22 protein-coding genes and 1 riboswitch are annotated in these 15,449 nt (G+C 32.7%); of the genes, 7 read left to right on the top strand and 15 right to left on the bottom strand.

Going from position 1 to position 15,449, the window contains the following annotated elements; all coding sequences use genetic code 11:
• From EPK97_RS16610 to EPK97_RS16595, 4 genes are all read right to left on the bottom strand, one after another.
• Positions 1–510 (bottom strand): A24 family peptidase, encoded by a 510-nt coding sequence (locus EPK97_RS16610; protein ID WP_162037746.1) that lies wholly within the window; start codon positions 508–510, stop codon positions 1–3.
• A gap of 158 nt (positions 511–668) precedes the next feature.
• Positions 669–842 carry a Flp family type IVb pilin gene (locus EPK97_RS16605; RefSeq protein ID WP_162037745.1) on the bottom strand — a complete coding sequence of 58 codons (174 nt, stop codon included), beginning with the start codon at positions 840–842 and terminating at the stop codon, positions 669–671.
• 39 nt (positions 843–881) lie between these two features.
• Positions 882–1,055, bottom strand: coding sequence for a Flp family type IVb pilin (locus tag EPK97_RS16600; protein WP_162037744.1), 174 nt, complete (start codon positions 1,053–1,055; stop codon positions 882–884).
• Between the two features lie 13 nt (positions 1,056–1,068).
• Positions 1,069–1,416 carry a DUF192 domain-containing protein gene (locus EPK97_RS16595; protein ID WP_162037743.1) on the bottom strand — a complete coding sequence of 116 codons (348 nt, stop codon included), beginning with the start codon at positions 1,414–1,416 and terminating at the stop codon, positions 1,069–1,071.
• 71 nt (positions 1,417–1,487) lie between these two features.
• Positions 1,488–1,572: riboswitch (cyclic di-GMP riboswitch) on the bottom strand.
• Positions 1,573–1,945: 373 nt separating this feature from the next.
• On the opposite strand from EPK97_RS16595, the gene EPK97_RS16590 reads away from it, so the two are divergent.
• The 3 genes from EPK97_RS16590 (at position 1,946) to EPK97_RS16580 (ending at position 4,677) form a co-directional block, all read left to right on the top strand.
• Positions 1,946–3,460, top strand: a complete 1,515-nt coding sequence (locus tag EPK97_RS16590) for a sodium-dependent transporter (protein ID WP_162037742.1) — start codon at positions 1,946–1,948, stop codon at positions 3,458–3,460.
• Entirely contained in the window at positions 3,460–3,561 is a 102-nt protein-coding gene (locus tag EPK97_RS16585; protein WP_162037741.1) for a methionine/alanine import family NSS transporter small subunit, read from the top strand. The genes EPK97_RS16590 and EPK97_RS16585 overlap by 1 nt, the downstream gene beginning before the upstream one ends.
• A gap of 210 nt (positions 3,562–3,771) precedes the next feature.
• Positions 3,772–4,677 carry a cation diffusion facilitator family transporter gene (locus EPK97_RS16580; RefSeq protein ID WP_162037740.1) on the top strand — a complete coding sequence of 302 codons (906 nt, stop codon included), beginning with the start codon at positions 3,772–3,774 and terminating at the stop codon, positions 4,675–4,677.
• Positions 4,678–4,785: 108 nt separating this feature from the next.
• On the opposite strand, the gene EPK97_RS16575 is transcribed toward EPK97_RS16580, so the two are convergent.
• A complete protein-coding gene (locus EPK97_RS16575; RefSeq protein WP_160645145.1) occupies positions 4,786–5,007 on the bottom strand; it encodes a YuzB family protein in 222 nt (73 codons plus the stop codon).
• A 77-nt stretch (positions 5,008–5,084) separates the two neighbouring features.
• Positions 5,085–6,032 (bottom strand): aldo/keto reductase family protein, encoded by a 948-nt coding sequence (locus EPK97_RS16570; protein ID WP_162037739.1) that lies wholly within the window; start codon positions 6,030–6,032, stop codon positions 5,085–5,087.
• Between the two features lie 199 nt (positions 6,033–6,231).
• Between EPK97_RS16570 and EPK97_RS16565 the strand changes: the two genes are divergently transcribed.
• Positions 6,232–6,588 carry a winged helix-turn-helix transcriptional regulator gene (locus EPK97_RS16565; RefSeq protein WP_162037738.1) on the top strand — a complete coding sequence of 119 codons (357 nt, stop codon included), beginning with the start codon at positions 6,232–6,234 and terminating at the stop codon, positions 6,586–6,588.
• A gap of 19 nt (positions 6,589–6,607) precedes the next feature.
• Here EPK97_RS16565 and EPK97_RS16560 read toward each other — a convergent pair whose 3' ends face one another.
• From EPK97_RS16560 to EPK97_RS16550, 3 genes are all read right to left on the bottom strand, one after another.
• Positions 6,608–7,810 (bottom strand): M14 family zinc carboxypeptidase, encoded by a 1,203-nt coding sequence (locus tag EPK97_RS16560; RefSeq protein WP_162037737.1) that lies wholly within the window; start codon positions 7,808–7,810, stop codon positions 6,608–6,610.
• 191 nt (positions 7,811–8,001) lie between these two features.
• Complete coding sequence (gene racE, locus EPK97_RS16555) at positions 8,002–8,802, bottom strand: glutamate racemase (protein WP_162037736.1); 801 nt, start codon at positions 8,800–8,802, stop codon at positions 8,002–8,004.
• Between the two features lie 94 nt (positions 8,803–8,896).
• Positions 8,897–9,334, bottom strand: coding sequence for a disulfide oxidoreductase (locus tag EPK97_RS16550; RefSeq protein WP_162037735.1), 438 nt, complete (start codon positions 9,332–9,334; stop codon positions 8,897–8,899).
• Between the two features lie 106 nt (positions 9,335–9,440).
• On the opposite strand from EPK97_RS16550, the gene EPK97_RS16545 reads away from it, so the two are divergent.
• Positions 9,441–10,157, top strand: a complete 717-nt coding sequence (locus EPK97_RS16545; RefSeq protein ID WP_162037734.1) for a potassium channel family protein — start codon at positions 9,441–9,443, stop codon at positions 10,155–10,157.
• 86 nt (positions 10,158–10,243) lie between these two features.
• Here EPK97_RS16545 and EPK97_RS16540 read toward each other — a convergent pair whose 3' ends face one another.
• From EPK97_RS16540 to EPK97_RS16515, 6 genes are all read right to left on the bottom strand, one after another.
• On the bottom strand, positions 10,244–10,375 hold the full coding sequence (locus EPK97_RS16540; protein ID WP_162037733.1) for a DUF4023 family protein: 132 nt from the start codon (positions 10,373–10,375) through the stop codon (positions 10,244–10,246).
• Between the two features lie 1,004 nt (positions 10,376–11,379).
• Positions 11,380–11,715, bottom strand: a complete 336-nt coding sequence (locus EPK97_RS16535) for a hypothetical protein (RefSeq protein ID WP_162037732.1) — start codon at positions 11,713–11,715, stop codon at positions 11,380–11,382.
• 366 nt (positions 11,716–12,081) lie between these two features.
• Entirely contained in the window at positions 12,082–12,468 is a 387-nt protein-coding gene (locus tag EPK97_RS16530) for a hypothetical protein (protein WP_162037731.1), read from the bottom strand.
• Positions 12,455–12,667, bottom strand: a complete 213-nt coding sequence (locus tag EPK97_RS16525) for a hypothetical protein (RefSeq protein WP_162037730.1) — start codon at positions 12,665–12,667, stop codon at positions 12,455–12,457. The genes EPK97_RS16530 and EPK97_RS16525 overlap by 14 nt, the downstream gene beginning before the upstream one ends.
• A 170-nt stretch (positions 12,668–12,837) precedes the next feature.
• Positions 12,838–13,149, bottom strand: a complete 312-nt coding sequence (locus EPK97_RS16520) for a hypothetical protein (protein ID WP_162037729.1) — start codon at positions 13,147–13,149, stop codon at positions 12,838–12,840.
• Between the two features lie 32 nt (positions 13,150–13,181).
• Positions 13,182–13,520, bottom strand: coding sequence for a hypothetical protein (locus EPK97_RS16515; RefSeq protein WP_162037728.1), 339 nt, complete (start codon positions 13,518–13,520; stop codon positions 13,182–13,184).
• A gap of 330 nt (positions 13,521–13,850) precedes the next feature.
• Between EPK97_RS16515 and EPK97_RS16510 the strand changes: the two genes are divergently transcribed.
• Positions 13,851–14,483, top strand: coding sequence for a hypothetical protein (locus EPK97_RS16510; RefSeq protein WP_162037727.1), 633 nt, complete (start codon positions 13,851–13,853; stop codon positions 14,481–14,483).
• Entirely contained in the window at positions 14,474–15,268 is a 795-nt protein-coding gene (locus EPK97_RS16505; RefSeq protein ID WP_162037726.1) for a hypothetical protein, read from the top strand. The genes EPK97_RS16510 and EPK97_RS16505 overlap by 10 nt, the downstream gene beginning before the upstream one ends.
• The last annotated feature ends 181 nt before the right edge of the window (positions 15,269–15,449 follow it).

Genomic DNA, 15,449 nt, shown 5'->3' with positions numbered 1-15,449 from the left:
TTAGATCCCTCCCCTAATCCAATTCCACACCACACCACCTGCGATCGCCAAGCCATAAGGTACTGTTCCAGAAATAGAATTTTTTTGTAAACTTAATGGGATGCGAATCCCATTTTTCCATCCATATAAAAAATAAAAAATGAACTTAAGTTTTTGTTTTGCTCCTTTTTTAAACAAGAGGACAATAAGAGATAATACTCCACCAATGATGCTCATATAAATAGCGGTAAAAAAAACAAAAGTAATGCCTTTAAAAGCTCCAACTAGTGCTAGTAATTTAACATCACCTGCTCCTATTCCACCCATAAAGTAAGGGATTAACAAGATTAATAAACCTACAAAACAGCTCAATATAGAATAGAAAAAGGGTTGAAAACCACCTGATATTAAATGGGAGAAAAAGGCTAATAAAATGCCTGGAAATATAACTACATTATAAATTTTCCGACTTTTTAAATCAGTGATGACACTAATGATTAAAATAACGATTAAACAAGCATTTAAATACATTTGTAACGCCTCTTTCGAAGTGAATATTTTCACTAATAAGCGTAAAATTTTTTTATTTTATAAAAATTTATTTATATAGTTTTTTTCTTAGTGTTAACAGGGAGAGGGGCAACAGTTTTCGTTGGCCCTCTAGCTAATTTATAGAAATGATGATTTGATTATCTACTTTGAAGATCAGCTAAAGCAGTTTCATACATTCCTACTATTTCATCTCTAAATAAACCAATGGTAGCAACTACAGCTACAGCAATAATACCTAACACTAAACCATACTCTGTCAATCCTTGTCCTTCTTCTTCTTTAACTAAACCTACTAATTTGTTTTTTAACATAATAAACACTCCTCTAATTTTTTTAAAAATATATTATTTTTACCTAGTTTGAAGGTCAGTTAATGCAGTTTCATACATTCCTACTATTTCATCTCTAAATAAACCAATAGTAGCAACTACAGCTACAGCAATAATACCTAACACCAAACCATACTCAGTTAAACCTTGTCCTTTTTCCTCTTTAACTAAACCTACTAATTTGTTTTTTAACATAATAAACACTCCTCTAATTTTTTTTAAAATAAATGGTATCCCCAGTATTTAATCTTGTCTTTTCAACAGTTCCTGGTGGAAGCTCAATGACAGATTTTACTTGTTTGAATTTTTTCCCCAATTTCCATGGAGGTAAATTTTGTTCAATCCCTACAACTTTAAAATCCATATTAAGATAAACAACATCGATTGGAAATTTCATAAAATATGTATGTATTTGGGAACAGGGCTTGATATGAAGAGCATCATCACGAAAAAAATGTTTTTTGAACATGAGTCCTTTGAGTCTTGAAAAAAAAGTATGTGCTGATCGAACTTGTTCCGCAATGACAACATCATTTCCTTGATTGATAACCCTCATTATTTAACACCTCCTATATGAAATTACCCTATGTATTACCGAAAGCAGGATAATGAATGAAATCCGCTATTTTCGGCAGCTGGCTAGCATAGTGTCTCCACTTTAGCCCCTATAGCTTTGCGCCACTGATTTTCACCAGATTTGCCCTTGTCTTTATTGTCTAGAAGATTTCACTGTCAATCGATGTTTTGTTCTTAATAATCATAGCCTGATCGAATTCATTTTGAATATCCACCAAATTTACCAAAATTTCCACGTAATTCCACTACTTTCGACATGGATCCCCCCTGCAAATCGACATAGTTCCTTCCTTAATTTGGAATAGTCCAATAGAATCAAAACTACTGATGAAATGAATCTATAGTTTCATATGCATCAGTCAAAAGAATTACAGGCATGATTATTAGTACCTACACATAAACTAGTGATAGGTTTGTGAACAAATTGTGAAGAAATTGTGAAAAAAGTCATTGACACTAGGTGTTAACTGTGAAAAAATTAAATAAATTTATAAAGGAGGAATTTATGCATGGAAAATCGTGAGCAATGGGGATCGCGCGTTGGGTTTATATTAGCGGCGATCGGTTCTGCCATTGGTTTAGGTAACATTTGGCGTTTCCCTTATGTGGCATATGAAAATGGAGGAGGAGCATTTCTTATTCCTTATTTATTTGCTCTCCTAACAGCAGGTATTCCTATACTAATACTAGAATTTGGTGTTGGTAGATCAAAACGTGGTTCAGCTCCATTATCATTCAGTAGACTTTCAAAACGTTTCGAGTGGTTAGGCTGGTTTCAAACCTTCTTATCCTTTGGTATTATTACTTTTTATTCCGTTATTATCGCATGGTCAATCAACTATATGATCTTCTCATTTAATTTGAAATGGGGCGATGACCCAGAAGCATTCTTTTATGGAGACAAATTTTTAAATTTAACTGAAATTAGTGGATTTAATTTGGGTGGTATTCAGTGGCATATTTTCATCCCATTGATTTTTGTGTGGATTGCACTCTTTTTTATCATTTCCAGAGGAATTAAAAAAGGGATAGAAAAATTAAGTCTTATTTTCATGCCAATCCTACTTGTATTAATGGTTATTATTGTACTTAGAGCTATCTTTTTACCTGGTGCTTTAGAAGGTCTGAATCATTTATTTACCCCTAATTTCGATTATATTGTACCTTGGGGAAGCAACCCAGATTGGGGACAGGTTTGGATAGCAGCTTATGGGCAAATTTTCTTTAGTTTATCTATAGCATTTGCAATTATGATTACATATTCTAGTTACTTACCAAAAGACAAAGACGTAAACAACAGTGCTTTCATTACAGCATTTTCTAACAGTGGATTTTCATTTTTAGCTGCGATTGGAGTTTTTGCAGCGATTGGTTTCATGGCAAATCAAGCTAATACAGAAGTAAGTGAAGTAGCAACTGCCGGACTCGGTTTAGCTTTTGTGGCATTTCCACAAATTATTTCTGAATTCCCTGCATTTAATGAATTTTTTGGTGTACTGTTTTTCTTAACATTGGTAGTGGCTGGATTTACATCCGCTATATCCATCATTGAAGTTGTAGTATCTTCAATCATGGATAAGCTAAAAGTTTCACGTACAAAAGCCACTGCATGGATTTGTTTAATCGGATTTTTTATCAGTTTGATATTTATTACAGGTACAGGATTATACTTCTTCGATACTTTGGATCATTTTATTAATAGCTTTGGAATTGTAATCTCTGGATTCGTAGAATTAATTTTATTGGGCTGGTTTATTAAATTAGCAACGATAAGAGAGGAAAACAACTTAGTTTCTGATTTTAAAATTGGTTACTGGTGGGATATCATGATCAAGGTAGTAACACCAATCATGTTATTGATCATGATCATCATCAACTTCAGAAGTGAATTTAGTGGGTTATATGGAGGTTATCCTTTAGCAACCATCTTAATTTTTGGTTGGGGTGCATTAGCCATAATGGTAGTTGTTGCTGCTATTATGACTGGAATGAAGTGGAAAGATAGTCAGGAGGGGATTCGCTAATGAGCACAGGAGCTATTACCATGATGATTTTCGGAGCTGTGTTGCTTTGGGGCGGAGCAGCCTTAACCATCTCCATTGCAATGAGAAAGCAAAAAAAATAATCTGAATACGTTAATTAAACCCTTTGATAAAAAAATATCAAAGGGTTTTTTATTTTATCTAAGCAATGTACATTTTCCATGCATGAAGGGTTGATAGATCGGTTAAAATAAATTAGTATTTAATAATTGATTTTAAAATGGTTTTGATATATATTAATATATGAACAGATGCTCATATATTAATATATAGTTTTGGGAGGAGAGTTACATATGCACACACATCATGATCACAGTCATAGTCAACATACATCTAATAATAAAAAAGGATTAACTATCGCTTTACTTATTACAAGTACAATTATGCTATTGGAGTTTTTTGGAGGATTAATAACAAATAGTCTCGCGTTACTATCAGATTCTGGCCATATGTTAAGTGATGCAGCATCACTCGCTCTGAGTCTCGCTGCAATGTGGATCGCAACCAAACCTGTTCGTTCAAGTAAAACTTATGGATTTCATCGATTTGAAATATTAGCTGCCTTGTTTAATGGAGTTACTTTGTTTATTATCGCTGGTTTTATTATTTCTGAAGCTTATACACGTTTTTGGGAACCTCCTACTGTATCAAGTGGATCCATGATGATCATTGCAACGATTGGATTGCTAGCAAATATAATGAGCGCTTGGATTCTAATGAGAAAAGGAGATGTAAAAGACAACATTAATGTTCGAAGCGCCTATTTGCACATTATTGGAGATGCATTAGGATCAGTTGGAGCCATACTTGCTGGATTTATTATGTTAGTTTTTGGGTGGTATGTTGCAGATCCCATTATTAGTGTCATTGTAGCTATTCTCATCTTAAAAAGTGCCTGGGGTATTATAAAACATGCTATTCATATTTTAATGGAAGGAACACCACTCAATATAGATTATGATAAAGTAAACAAGACTTTGATGGGAATAGGAGGAGTTAAAAACGTTCATGATTTGCATATTTGGACGATTACCTCTAATCTTCATTCATTAACTTGTCACGTTGTAATAGAAGATTCTAAAAATGAACAAGCGTTTTTACAGGAAGCCATATTGGTGCTTGAAGAAAAATTTAATATCCATCATGTTACAATTCAAGTGGAAAAATCAAATACACTCCATTCTGAATTAGAGGTTTAACCCGGACCGGAACAAAAAACACAAAAAAGTATAATTGGAATATAAATAATAGCCTCAGATGTTTTAACATCGTGAGGCTTTACAATTTAACTATTAAAATAGAACTAACTACTTTACATATTTTTTCGCTTTTTCAATCGCTTGATCTTCGTCCTTACCCGTAACATATCTTCCATTAATAAAAATAAATGCACTTCGAGTACATGGACCACAATATGATTTACAACCTACATTAATCGTCGCATCTGGTGCTATTTTTTTTAATTTAGGCATGATCGTCTTCATTTTCATATGTTTACATTTATCACAAACTTGAATCGTATTTGGCATTTTATGAGAAATCCTTTCAATAAGTTCAGCTTTTAACCTGTACTTATTGTAATGAAAGGTTCGTCAGAAATCAATAATTATGCTAAGATATCCTCAATTTCTTGTAAGTCTTCCGCGGATAAATCTACGCCAGAACCTTTTACATTTTCATTTACTTGGTCAGGTCTAGACGCACCAACGATACAACTTGAAATGTTGTCTAAACGTAAAATCCAAGCAAGAGCTAGTTGAGCGACACTAATTTCATTTCTTTCAGCAACTACCTTTAGTTTTTCGACCTTTTGTAGTTGTTCTTCTTTTAACACATGCTCCATCCACATATTAGACTTAGGATCTGTGGCTCTTGATCCTTCTGGCAATGGTGAGCCTGGTTTATATTTACCAGTTAAAGCACCTTGAGCTAGAGGAGAAAAGACTACTTGACCAATCCCTTCTTGTTCAGACAATGGAACGATTTCTTTCTCAATATCACGATGGAACATGTTATATAAAGGCTGATTAGATGCAATTTGATCTAAATTATATTTTTGAGATAAACGAACTGCATCATTTAATTGAACTGCACTCCACTCACTTACACCTGCATATAATATCTTTCCTTGTGAAACTAAATCATCTAATGCACGTAATGTTTCCTCGAGTGGTGTTTCTGGATCATAACGATGGCATTGATACATATCTATGTAATCTACACCTAATCTTTTTAAACTTGCATCACACTGTTCCATAATATGTTTACGAGATAATCCATTATCGTTTGGACCTTCTCCCATTGGGAAAAATACTTTGGTTGCTAAAACATAAGAATGCCGAGGATATTTACTCAATGCTCTTCCTACTACTTCTTCAGCTGCTCCATTATAATATGCGTTAGCAGTATCAAAAAAGTTAATTCCTAATTCATAGGCTCGATCTACAATCGCTTCTGCATTATTATCTCCCACAGAACCTCCATAGGTTAACCAACTACCTAAACCAATTTCACTAACTTTTATTCCAGCTTTTCCTAAACGACGATATTTCAAAGCATTCTCCTCCTAGTTAATTATTCAAATCATAGTTTAAATAATGAAACACAGTAAGTATTTTAAACCACTCATTGCTATTTTAGTCCTTATTCTTTAATATGGAAAGTAGTGAATTTATTTTTACATTATTACTTATTTTTTACTTACTATCTTTTTTATAGTAAGTATAATGAATCATTTGAGGGAGATAACTACAATGATTTCAAAAGAAAATACTAAAAAAACAAAACAAAATTACATTCCTAATGATCCTGTCCATATTGAATGTTCTATAGAAAAAACGATCGATGTAGTGGGAGGAAAATGGTCTTTTTTAGTTTTAAGAGAACTGTTTTGCGGAAAAAAAAGATTCGGTGAATTACAAAAAAGTATACAAGGAATAAGCCCAAAGTCTTTAACAAATACATTAAGGCATTTAGAACAACAAGGCGTATTAGAACGTCATGCTATTCCTACTGTACCCGTAACTGTAGAATATTCTCTCACTCCAAAAGGGGATGATTTACATCCAATTATTAAACAGATGAAGTTATGGGCAGCGAAATGGACTTAGGGATTTATCGAACAATTTATCAAACTACTTTTAATCCATCGATCATAATCCCAATCACTTCATTATAAATTCTAGGAAAATCAGTTATAGGGAGAGGATTAATTCCTCTTCCTGCTTCAACAGTAAAACCAGGTCTTCTAAAATCTTGAATAAACCAGTCCTTATACCCAGCATCACTTCCTGTTAGTTTAATAGGTTTATATCCACTTACTGATTGAAAATGGTTTGCAATTTCTTCAGAAACAGGTGGCTCTAAGTCACGATAGTTCCAATATATTTCCTCACCTTGTGTATGTAAAGCTATGACCATATCAAAATTATTATTATTTGTAAAATTAGCTATGGTTTTCGCTTCAGGTTCACTTAAAGGATATGGACCAACCCAATCTCTCGGACCTGGACCTGTTGCTGCACGCCTCTCTTTTTCCTCTTCCCAATTAGCTGGGAACTGATCATTTAAATCAACGCCTCGAATATTTGCCTTCCAACCACTAAAATTAAAAGATCCATTATTCCATTCTAGTAGCTGCTTATAATAAGGATGCTGCTCTGTTATACCTTCTTGTACAAGCTCCACCCCATCAGGATTAACCATAGGTACAACCCATAAAGAGGTATTGTTAAACCACTTTTTCATATCTGAACCTCTTAAATTTCCATCAGTGCTGTAAGCTTTTGCATAATCTTCGATGAATTTCATTAACAAAACCGTTGTAATCCATTCATTTGCATGAAAAGAGCCATTATAATGTACTTTTTTTGGTCCTTCACCAATTTTAATTGCCCAAATATCTTTGCCCATGGCACTTTTTCCAAGACTAACAACTTCTAAAAATGGATATTTCTTTTTTAAAGCATCGATATCTTCTACCATTTCTTGAAATCCATACTCTGATGTTGTATCCACAATACTATTACCGGAACTATTTGGTAAAACAATCCTTTGACCAATGTATAAACGTTGTGGATCAACATTGGGATTTGCAGAGATAAGATCGTTTATTTGAATATTAAATTTCTGAGATATTCCATAAAATGTGTCTCCTGCCTGAATCACATAATAATGAATTGAGGCATTTGGTATTTGTAATACTTGACCAGGAATAATATAATCCATATTTGTTAACTGTGAATTTGCATTTATAATAGAACTAACACTAACTCCAAAACGTTTTGCTATTCTAGATAAGGTATCTCCTGATTGAACGACATACGTTCTCATGCGTGAACCCTCCTTAAAGATATCTCCTCTAAATGATTATGTATTTATAACTTGTCACATGAAATAATAGAGCCCAAAAGCAGATAAAATAAACTTCTAAATAGAAAAAACCATCCTCAATGATCAGAAGATCAACTTGGACAGTTTCTCATATTGTATTCTATAAGTTCAACTAATATTTCCATTTAAATTTATCGTACTAAAGAAGTATGTTTCACTTCTACTTGTTCATCTAACCATTGTTGTGCAATTTTTTGAAAAAGACCCTTGTCCCCACTACAGTAAAACTCATGTTGTGGTGATGAATGGGTTGTTGAATTTAATTGACCTCTATCAAATAAAATCGCACTCACTTCTCTAGCTGTTTCTTCCGCAGAATTAATCAATTTCACTTCTGAACCCATGACTTCAGATATCAGCTCGGTTAAAAAAGGATAGTGAGTGCAACCTAGTATTAAGCAATCCAATAATTCATTCATTAGAGGTTCAAGTGATCGTTTTACGATATCCAATGATTCCTGATGCATAAACAATCCTTTTTCAACTAGTGGCACAAACGCTGGACAGGCTTGACTTATTACATTGATCTCTGGGGAAATCATATGAATAGCTTCTTGATAAGCTCCGCTCCTAATAGTACCGTCTGTCCCAATCACCCCAATTGAACCTGATTTTGTATTTTTAATGGAAGTTCTCACGCCAGGATGAATGACTCCTACTACGGGTATAGGTAATATCGTTTTTATATCTTCCAACGCAACTGCTGTTGCTGTGTTACACGCTATGACAATCATCTTTGGATTAAATTTAATTAAATAACTCACTATTTGAAGTGCATATGAACGTACTTCTTCAGCTGATCTTGGACCATAAGGTGCTCTGGCAGTATCCCCGAAATATATGATTTTTTCCTTAGGGAGTTGACGTTTAATTTCTTTGACAACTGTAAGCCCACCAACACCTGAGTCAAATATGCCAATCGCTTGCTGCACATGAACCGCTTCCTTCACAATAATAAAATGTTGTTATACAATGATTAAGATATGTTTATATGTAAGAAAGCGTACCTAGACTCTTTTTTTCTATTTACGCCTTTACATTAGATGTGTTTTTCCAAATAAATAATAAAATTATAGATATAAGAGTAAATGCAGTAAATGAAAGAAACGGAATGGTTATAAAGTTCAACCAGTTAATATAACTTGCGTTACATGGAATAATACCACAACTGCTGCCTGTTTCTTGAAATAATGATGTTTTTTGAATGATATAATGATAACCGGATATTATCATACCTAGTAGGGTCATAGGTAGAGTGTATATTACAATCTTATGATCTTTTTTTATCGCTGCTATTCCTAATAAAATCACTAGTGGATACATCAAAATACGCTGATACCAACAATATGTACATGGAATGTACTCTCTAATTTCAGAAAAATATAAACTGCCTAATGTTGCGATGAGGGAAATAGCCCAGCTAACATATAATCCATCTGAAAGCATAAATCTTTTCAACTTCATTAAATCACCTTTTCATTCAAATAACTATTATTTTACCATATATTTAATAAAAAAATGAAATGAAACATATTTAATCATATTTTCGAAAGTGAGTGATCTAATTTTTATGAAAAAACTATCATTAATGTATGAGTTTTCTCTGCTCATACTAGCCATTACTTCAGTATCTTTAGCCTTTGATGATACAAATAATTTAACATTAACACTTGTCGATTGGATTATATGGGGCATATTTGCTATTGATGTATCTGTTCGATTTATTACAGCGGAGAAGAAGTGGGAATATGTTAAAAAAAATCCTTTTGATATTATCGCTGCTATTCCATTTGATGCCATTTTCCAACTTGCTAGAATTGTCCGCCTATTTCGTGTTATAAGAGCCATTGCCATTATATCTAGATTATTTAAACCTTCTATTATAGATATTATGCAAATCAATGGGTTAAATAAAGTCATTGCGGCAGTATTTGCTTTAATTTTCATAGCATCTGTTCCAATTTATTTAGTAGAACCTTCCGTTGAAAGTTATGATGATGCAATTTGGTATAGTATCGTCACTGCAACCACTGTAGGATATGGTGACTTCTCACCAGAAACACCATGGGGGAGAATGATAGCTGTTGTCCTTATGGTATTCGGAATAGGATTAATAGGTATGGTTACAGGATCTGTCGCAACCTATTTCATGGAAGGTCAAAAACAAGAAAATCCTAAAGTAGATTATTTGAAAAAAGAACTGGATCGTGTGGATGAATTAACCAATGAAGAAATTGATACGATGATTGATATGCTTCATAAATTGAAGAGTAAAGAATCGATCTAAGAAGATAATATGATTTCTTAAAATGTAAAAACAAACCCCAAAAAGTTAGGTTGAACCCTTTAAACTTTTTGGGGTATTTTATTAATTCATTTATTTGTAGCATGCTGTTTATTCTGTAATTTTCTATTCGGTTGTCCTTTGCCATAGTGTTTTTTATTTTTTTCATTTTTTTCTTGAGTCTCATTAATTTCATTCACAAATTGACTTAAATCATCCATTTCATCACCCCCAATTATAAAAAGGTCCCAATGAAGGGACCTCTTTTGACGGTGTTAGTTAAGCACTCATTCTAAATATAACGAGAAGAAACTTTTGTCTTATTATTGTGAAACAACAACTCAACTTTTTACTTGTGTTTAAGGTTTTTAAGCTCAATCACAAGGATTGGCTTCTTACATCGAATCAGAAAGAATCACTTTGGCTGATTCGTTGAATTGGTTGTCCAACGGAACCACACCTCTCTTTCACCGTCAAGAGTAGTATGGACTGATTTATCTTTTCTATGCAGGAAATTATTAACGACTGTAATTTAATCTAAAGTTTAATAAAAGAAAAAACCTACAGTTTCTCTGTCTGTAGGTCGAAAAATTTTATATATTAAAAAGGGGTTAAGTCCATTATAAAAGTTCAATATTAATATCAGATGAATGTAATGTTAAGATTTGATTACAAACCATACTAAGATTCAAAATTGTATTTATAATTTTCATACTAATGAAATTAAAATATTAATGAATTAGATTGGAAATAGATCCCTCTCAAATCTGGAACGGCAATGGAAGATTATTATAAAGTTGTATTTGAAGATGACAGTATTAAAGTAGTTAAGATTGGTGGATTTTTGTAATTTTAATCAGAAATATCTAGGAAAACAAATTTCGTAAGTACTCTCCCTTGTCTATTCAACATCATTAGTTGAGAATTTTACTTTAAATAGCAGTCATATATTCACTGTTATTTTCAAGACTACTAGTTGCGGGATACCAATAAATACTTTCTTGATCATTTCTTTACCTGTTTTGATTTCGAGTTCTGGTATTGTTGGCATTCTACGTTTTGATGCGTGAAGTTATACAGGAAATGAAGTATAGAAGAAAATGGGAAACCCCACAAACATGAGTTTGCAGGGTCGTTCAGGGAATTACAACGTAGTGCCTAATTTCAACATCATCTCATGGTCTACGTGAATTTACTTCAATCTCAGGTGCAACTAAAGTATCTATTAAGTCGGATCGCTTCCTGTTCCAACTATTACCTCAGGAGCTACTAAAGTGTCTAATAATTCTATTATTGAAATATCGTCTTCTGTTTCAACTATTACCTCAGGAGCTACTAAATTATCAATAGACTGTAAAACGTGGTAGCGATATTTATCCCAGAATTCATCATAGTTAAATGGCTCATCTTCTCCAGATACTTCAATATCAGGAGTGATTAAATTTTCGATAAATTCAATATTCGCTAAATCAATTTCTGACTGAGTATCATTTGCATACACTGGAAAAGCTAACATAAAACATAAAACGACTGCAACTAAAGATATAAGGATTTTTTTCAATATTTTCATCACCCTTCAATTTTTTATACTTTCCCTATAAAACTTTTAAACCTCATAAATTCCAGCTAAAGGAAAATACTTTTAATTAATTATACACTAATTATTTTGTTAATTTTAATAACCTACAGAACTATTTTTTGTATATTCACGATAAAATACCCACGATATCATCAAACTTGATCCATTCATATTCATCCTCATGCTCTAATCTAATTTGCCTTAACTGAGTAAATTTAGATAACCATCTAAAAGTCTTATGTCTTCTGTACATTTCATTTAAGAATAATTATTAGATGATTTTAAATTAACTTTCAAGGTAAAAATGAGCCTGTTTTTCAGTTGTCTAAAACTTCAGAACAGTCATTTTTAATAAATTGCATTCAATGATCGAACGAATAAATTCGCATCGCTATCTAATAATTTGGCCTTCAATTGATAACAATTGACTCCCAAATCTGGTTCTTCATCACAAAATGCAAAATTAGGCTGAAGTTTTTCTTTAAATTCATTTTCTAATGCAAGACCAAAAACACCAATATCCGTATTAATATCTGTACTAATCTTAGTATTAAACTCTTTACTTGATGTAACTACAGTTCCAATTTGTTTATTATTTCTATAAAGTCTATATTCTACAGAAGCAACAAGGGTCACATCTACCTCAAACAAATTAGGAGTAGGAGCACCCCTACCATCCGATCCAGCGGCTAAAAGTTCTTCGACTACAACCCAATCAAGTTTAACCCTTTGCAATCACTTTACACCTTGAATGTTCCAAAACAACTTTGGTAATTGTCTTTTTAGCTTTGCCTTCATAGACTTCAATATCATAAGCACGGATCACAGCATCGAGGATGGTATGAGCTGCATCTTTCCAAAGCGCAATGATCTCTTCAGATGGGATTTTTTTAAAAGAAAGCAAACCCTGCTCATTATAGTAAACATGAGCCAACCTCATCCTTTGTTGATTGCTTCTTTTCCAACATTCTGCAGAAGACGTAAAAAAGACTTATTGAAAGTTTCATTCAACAAGTCCCCGTATGGCTTAATGGTTTTGAAAGCTCAGAAATTCTTGGATTAGAGAGCAAACACATCCCGTCATGACCTTCCTAGTGTTACCTTTCATGGGTTAGCATTTTTATTAGTATGTATATTTGTAATTTGTTGTAAACACTCACTTTCCTTATTAACAAAGTCAAGCTTAGAGTATCGAGTTGCTGCTTCCAAGTAACAAACTACCCCTTCTTCTTCTCTTTCTGTTAGGAAAAAATATTCCCCTTTTAGTTTGTAGTAAAGGGCTAATTCAGCCTTTTTAAATGGAGTGACACATGGAACAGTTAAAAGTTTGTCTTCTAATTCAAGAAGTTCTTTGATTTCCGAAAAATTATGCGTTTGCAAGTATATTGTAATTAATTCATTTACTGCATGTAACAAGGCGTTATTTCCACAACTCAGTATATTCTCTTTTAAGAGTGAAATAGCCAACTGATAATATGATAATCTCCATTGGCTGAATATAACATCGCTTCTAATACATTTACATTGTCCTTCACTTCTGGGAGCGAGAATTCTTTGTATTGATCCAAATATATTCTTGCTTGTTCATAATTACTTAAATAGTAGTGACTATTGCATATAGCTTGAATAGTGTTCGCCTTTATTCTAGTATCAAAGATAGAAGCATCCAGTGCCTCTTCACCCATCTCTACACTCTCTTTAAATAAACACAAGTTGTAAGCATGGACCGATAATTTATAGTACATTACACCCTTCTCTTCACTCGTAAGGAATTCTGCAAATTTCATTATACTTTTTCCCGAAGAGTAAGTCGAGCGAAGTTTAGAAAAATCATCCCGTTCAATTAGATAAGCCTGCAATAAACATTTAATTAGACATTCCTTATAGAGAGGTGATGGGACTTACGGAAAGTATTTTTTTATTTATCCAAAAAGAATCAGTTTAATTACGAGAAAATCATCTTCTTTGTTCTATATTAGTAATTTCAAGTGGATATGGTAATATTTGATGACTTACTGAAATATTTAAATAGGATTATAATAACATTGACGCGCGTTAATGAAAGTTTTTTACAACTAATTGTCCTATTTTATGAAAATATTTAAGGAGGGTATATTGTGAGTAATTTCAAGAAAATATTACTAGCATTAACGTTAGTATTGGGAACTGTATCTATAACAACTATAATAAGTCAACCAGAACTAATAGATGCTAAGTCAGAAAATAACATATATCATTTCAATTCCAAATTAAATGAAAATATTATGAAAAAACTTCCTAATTATGCGGTAAACTCTGCTATGGAAAAGTTTAATACTGATAAATTAAATAAAGATAACACTATGATTCAAATGACATTAAAACTAACAGATGGCAATAATGAAGAGTATAAAGGAAAAGCAAATGGGGCATTTAAGATTGATGAAAGAGCTTACGGTTTTGAATTTTCTGGTCCAGTAAAAGGAGTTACAAACCCCGAGACAAAACAAACTTATTACTATGGGCATTTAACAGGAGAGGTAAAAGGTGTAAATGTTAACAAAAATCAGTCAACATATGAAGCTATAGATGGTCAGAACGGTGGATTTATTATTGTCTTTAATGCAGAAAATCCTGAAACTGAATTTTATATAGCCTCAACTGTAGGATTTGAAGAGAATGGTGGAACAACAATTTATGGTGACTTTAATGTTCATATGAAATGGGAAGAAGCAGTAGAAGCTTCGGGAGGTGTAATAAATTGGAACTAAAAAAAATATTATTAGTTTTAGTGATTGCATTTATGACATTTAGCATGAATTTCCCAACCGAAGCAATTGCTTCACCATCAGGGACGTATTGGTATAAGGGTGCTGCAAATAATAAGGATTATTCTACTGATGGTAGTAATTTTAATCCATCAAGCCATGAAACATCTACTATGACATTAAATGCATGGATGAGTAGCACAACTGCTGAGGCTCGTGTTAATGTAAGAGGTTTTGCTCGTTATGAAAGTATTCAACGCATAACTGGCCAAAGTCAAGTGAAAGTTGATTATATTAAAGCAGGTTTAGCTGATGCAGATCCAAGAAGTGCAATGTGGATAGATGGACGTTCTCCAAGTGAAAGTAGTAGCAATTGTATTCCTGAAGCTATTTATGATTTAGCAGCATTTACTTATTTAGCTGATGTAGTTAAAGTAATAACAAATGGGGTATGTAGTTCAACAGAATATTTTTCAGCTGGTGAACCTTCTGGATATGATAATAAAGGAATAAAATTTTATGATACTTTCGGATTACCTTTATCTGTTGGCGCAGACAATAGTTATGACGCATGGCACGTTGAAACTTATGCTAACGAACGTGCAGAGAGCGGTTATACTACAGGAGTTAATGCATGGTTTAAATTTTCTATTGGTGAGAGGGATAACTACAACTACACATTTAGACCTTATGTAGGTATAGGTTATACAGTTAAACAAGATTTTATGTTTTCTTATCCAGTGTATTCAGGTTACGCACAAGGCTACTATAGAATTAATACTAACTAACATACTATAATAAGAAGACCATGCTTCTTGGTTTGTTAACAAAAATAATAAGGGGATTATAGTATGTATAAAATTTTCTTTTATCTAGTTCTGCTATTAGCCTTACCTTTTGTATTAGCTGCAGGAATTATTCCTTTTATGATTAGTTTATTTTTTGTTCTTATTGCCATAATAATAGTTA

Origin of the sequence: Chengkuizengella sediminis (assembly GCF_010078385.1) — a bacterium.
Classification (GTDB): domain Bacteria; phylum Bacillota; class Bacilli; order Paenibacillales; family KCTC-33759; genus Chengkuizengella; species Chengkuizengella sediminis.
The sequence above is the reverse complement of the archived record's forward strand: the minus strand, read 5'-3'. Positions and strand labels throughout refer to the sequence as shown.

What these genes read in the sequence shown, in the direction of transcription:
- EPK97_RS16540 (WP_162037733.1), bottom strand. Translation starts at nt 10,375, where the DNA reads ATGGATGATTTAAGTCAATTTGTGAATGAAATTAATGAGACTCAAGAA.
- EPK97_RS16545 (WP_162037734.1), top strand. Translation starts at nt 9,441, where the DNA reads ATGAAAAAACTATCATTAATGTATGAGTTTTCTCTGCTCATACTAGCC.
- EPK97_RS16585 (WP_162037741.1), top strand. Translation starts at nt 3,460, where the DNA reads ATGAGCACAGGAGCTATTACCATGATGATTTTCGGAGCTGTGTTGCTT.
- EPK97_RS16560 (WP_162037737.1), bottom strand. Translation starts at nt 7,810, where the DNA reads ATGAGAACGTATGTCGTTCAATCAGGAGATACCTTATCTAGAATAGCA.
- EPK97_RS16600 (WP_162037744.1), bottom strand. Translation starts at nt 1,055, where the DNA reads ATGTTAAAAAACAAATTAGTAGGTTTAGTTAAAGAGGAAAAAGGACAA.
- EPK97_RS16610 (WP_162037746.1), bottom strand. Translation starts at nt 510, where the DNA reads ATGTATTTAAATGCTTGTTTAATCGTTATTTTAATCATTAGTGTCATC.
- EPK97_RS16550 (WP_162037735.1), bottom strand. Translation starts at nt 9,334, where the DNA reads ATGAAGTTGAAAAGATTTATGCTTTCAGATGGATTATATGTTAGCTGG.
- EPK97_RS16590 (WP_162037742.1), top strand. Translation starts at nt 1,946, where the DNA reads ATGGAAAATCGTGAGCAATGGGGATCGCGCGTTGGGTTTATATTAGCG.
- EPK97_RS16575 (WP_160645145.1), bottom strand. Translation starts at nt 5,007, where the DNA reads ATGCCAAATACGATTCAAGTTTGTGATAAATGTAAACATATGAAAATG.
- EPK97_RS16565 (WP_162037738.1), top strand. Translation starts at nt 6,232, where the DNA reads ATGATTTCAAAAGAAAATACTAAAAAAACAAAACAAAATTACATTCCT.
- EPK97_RS16580 (WP_162037740.1), top strand. Translation starts at nt 3,772, where the DNA reads ATGCACACACATCATGATCACAGTCATAGTCAACATACATCTAATAAT.
- EPK97_RS16595 (WP_162037743.1), bottom strand. Translation starts at nt 1,416, where the DNA reads ATGAGGGTTATCAATCAAGGAAATGATGTTGTCATTGCGGAACAAGTT.
- EPK97_RS16605 (WP_162037745.1), bottom strand. Translation starts at nt 842, where the DNA reads ATGTTAAAAAACAAATTAGTAGGTTTAGTTAAAGAAGAAGAAGGACAA.
- EPK97_RS16515 (WP_162037728.1), bottom strand. Translation starts at nt 13,520, where the DNA reads ATGAAATTTGCAGAATTCCTTACGAGTGAAGAGAAGGGTGTAATGTAC.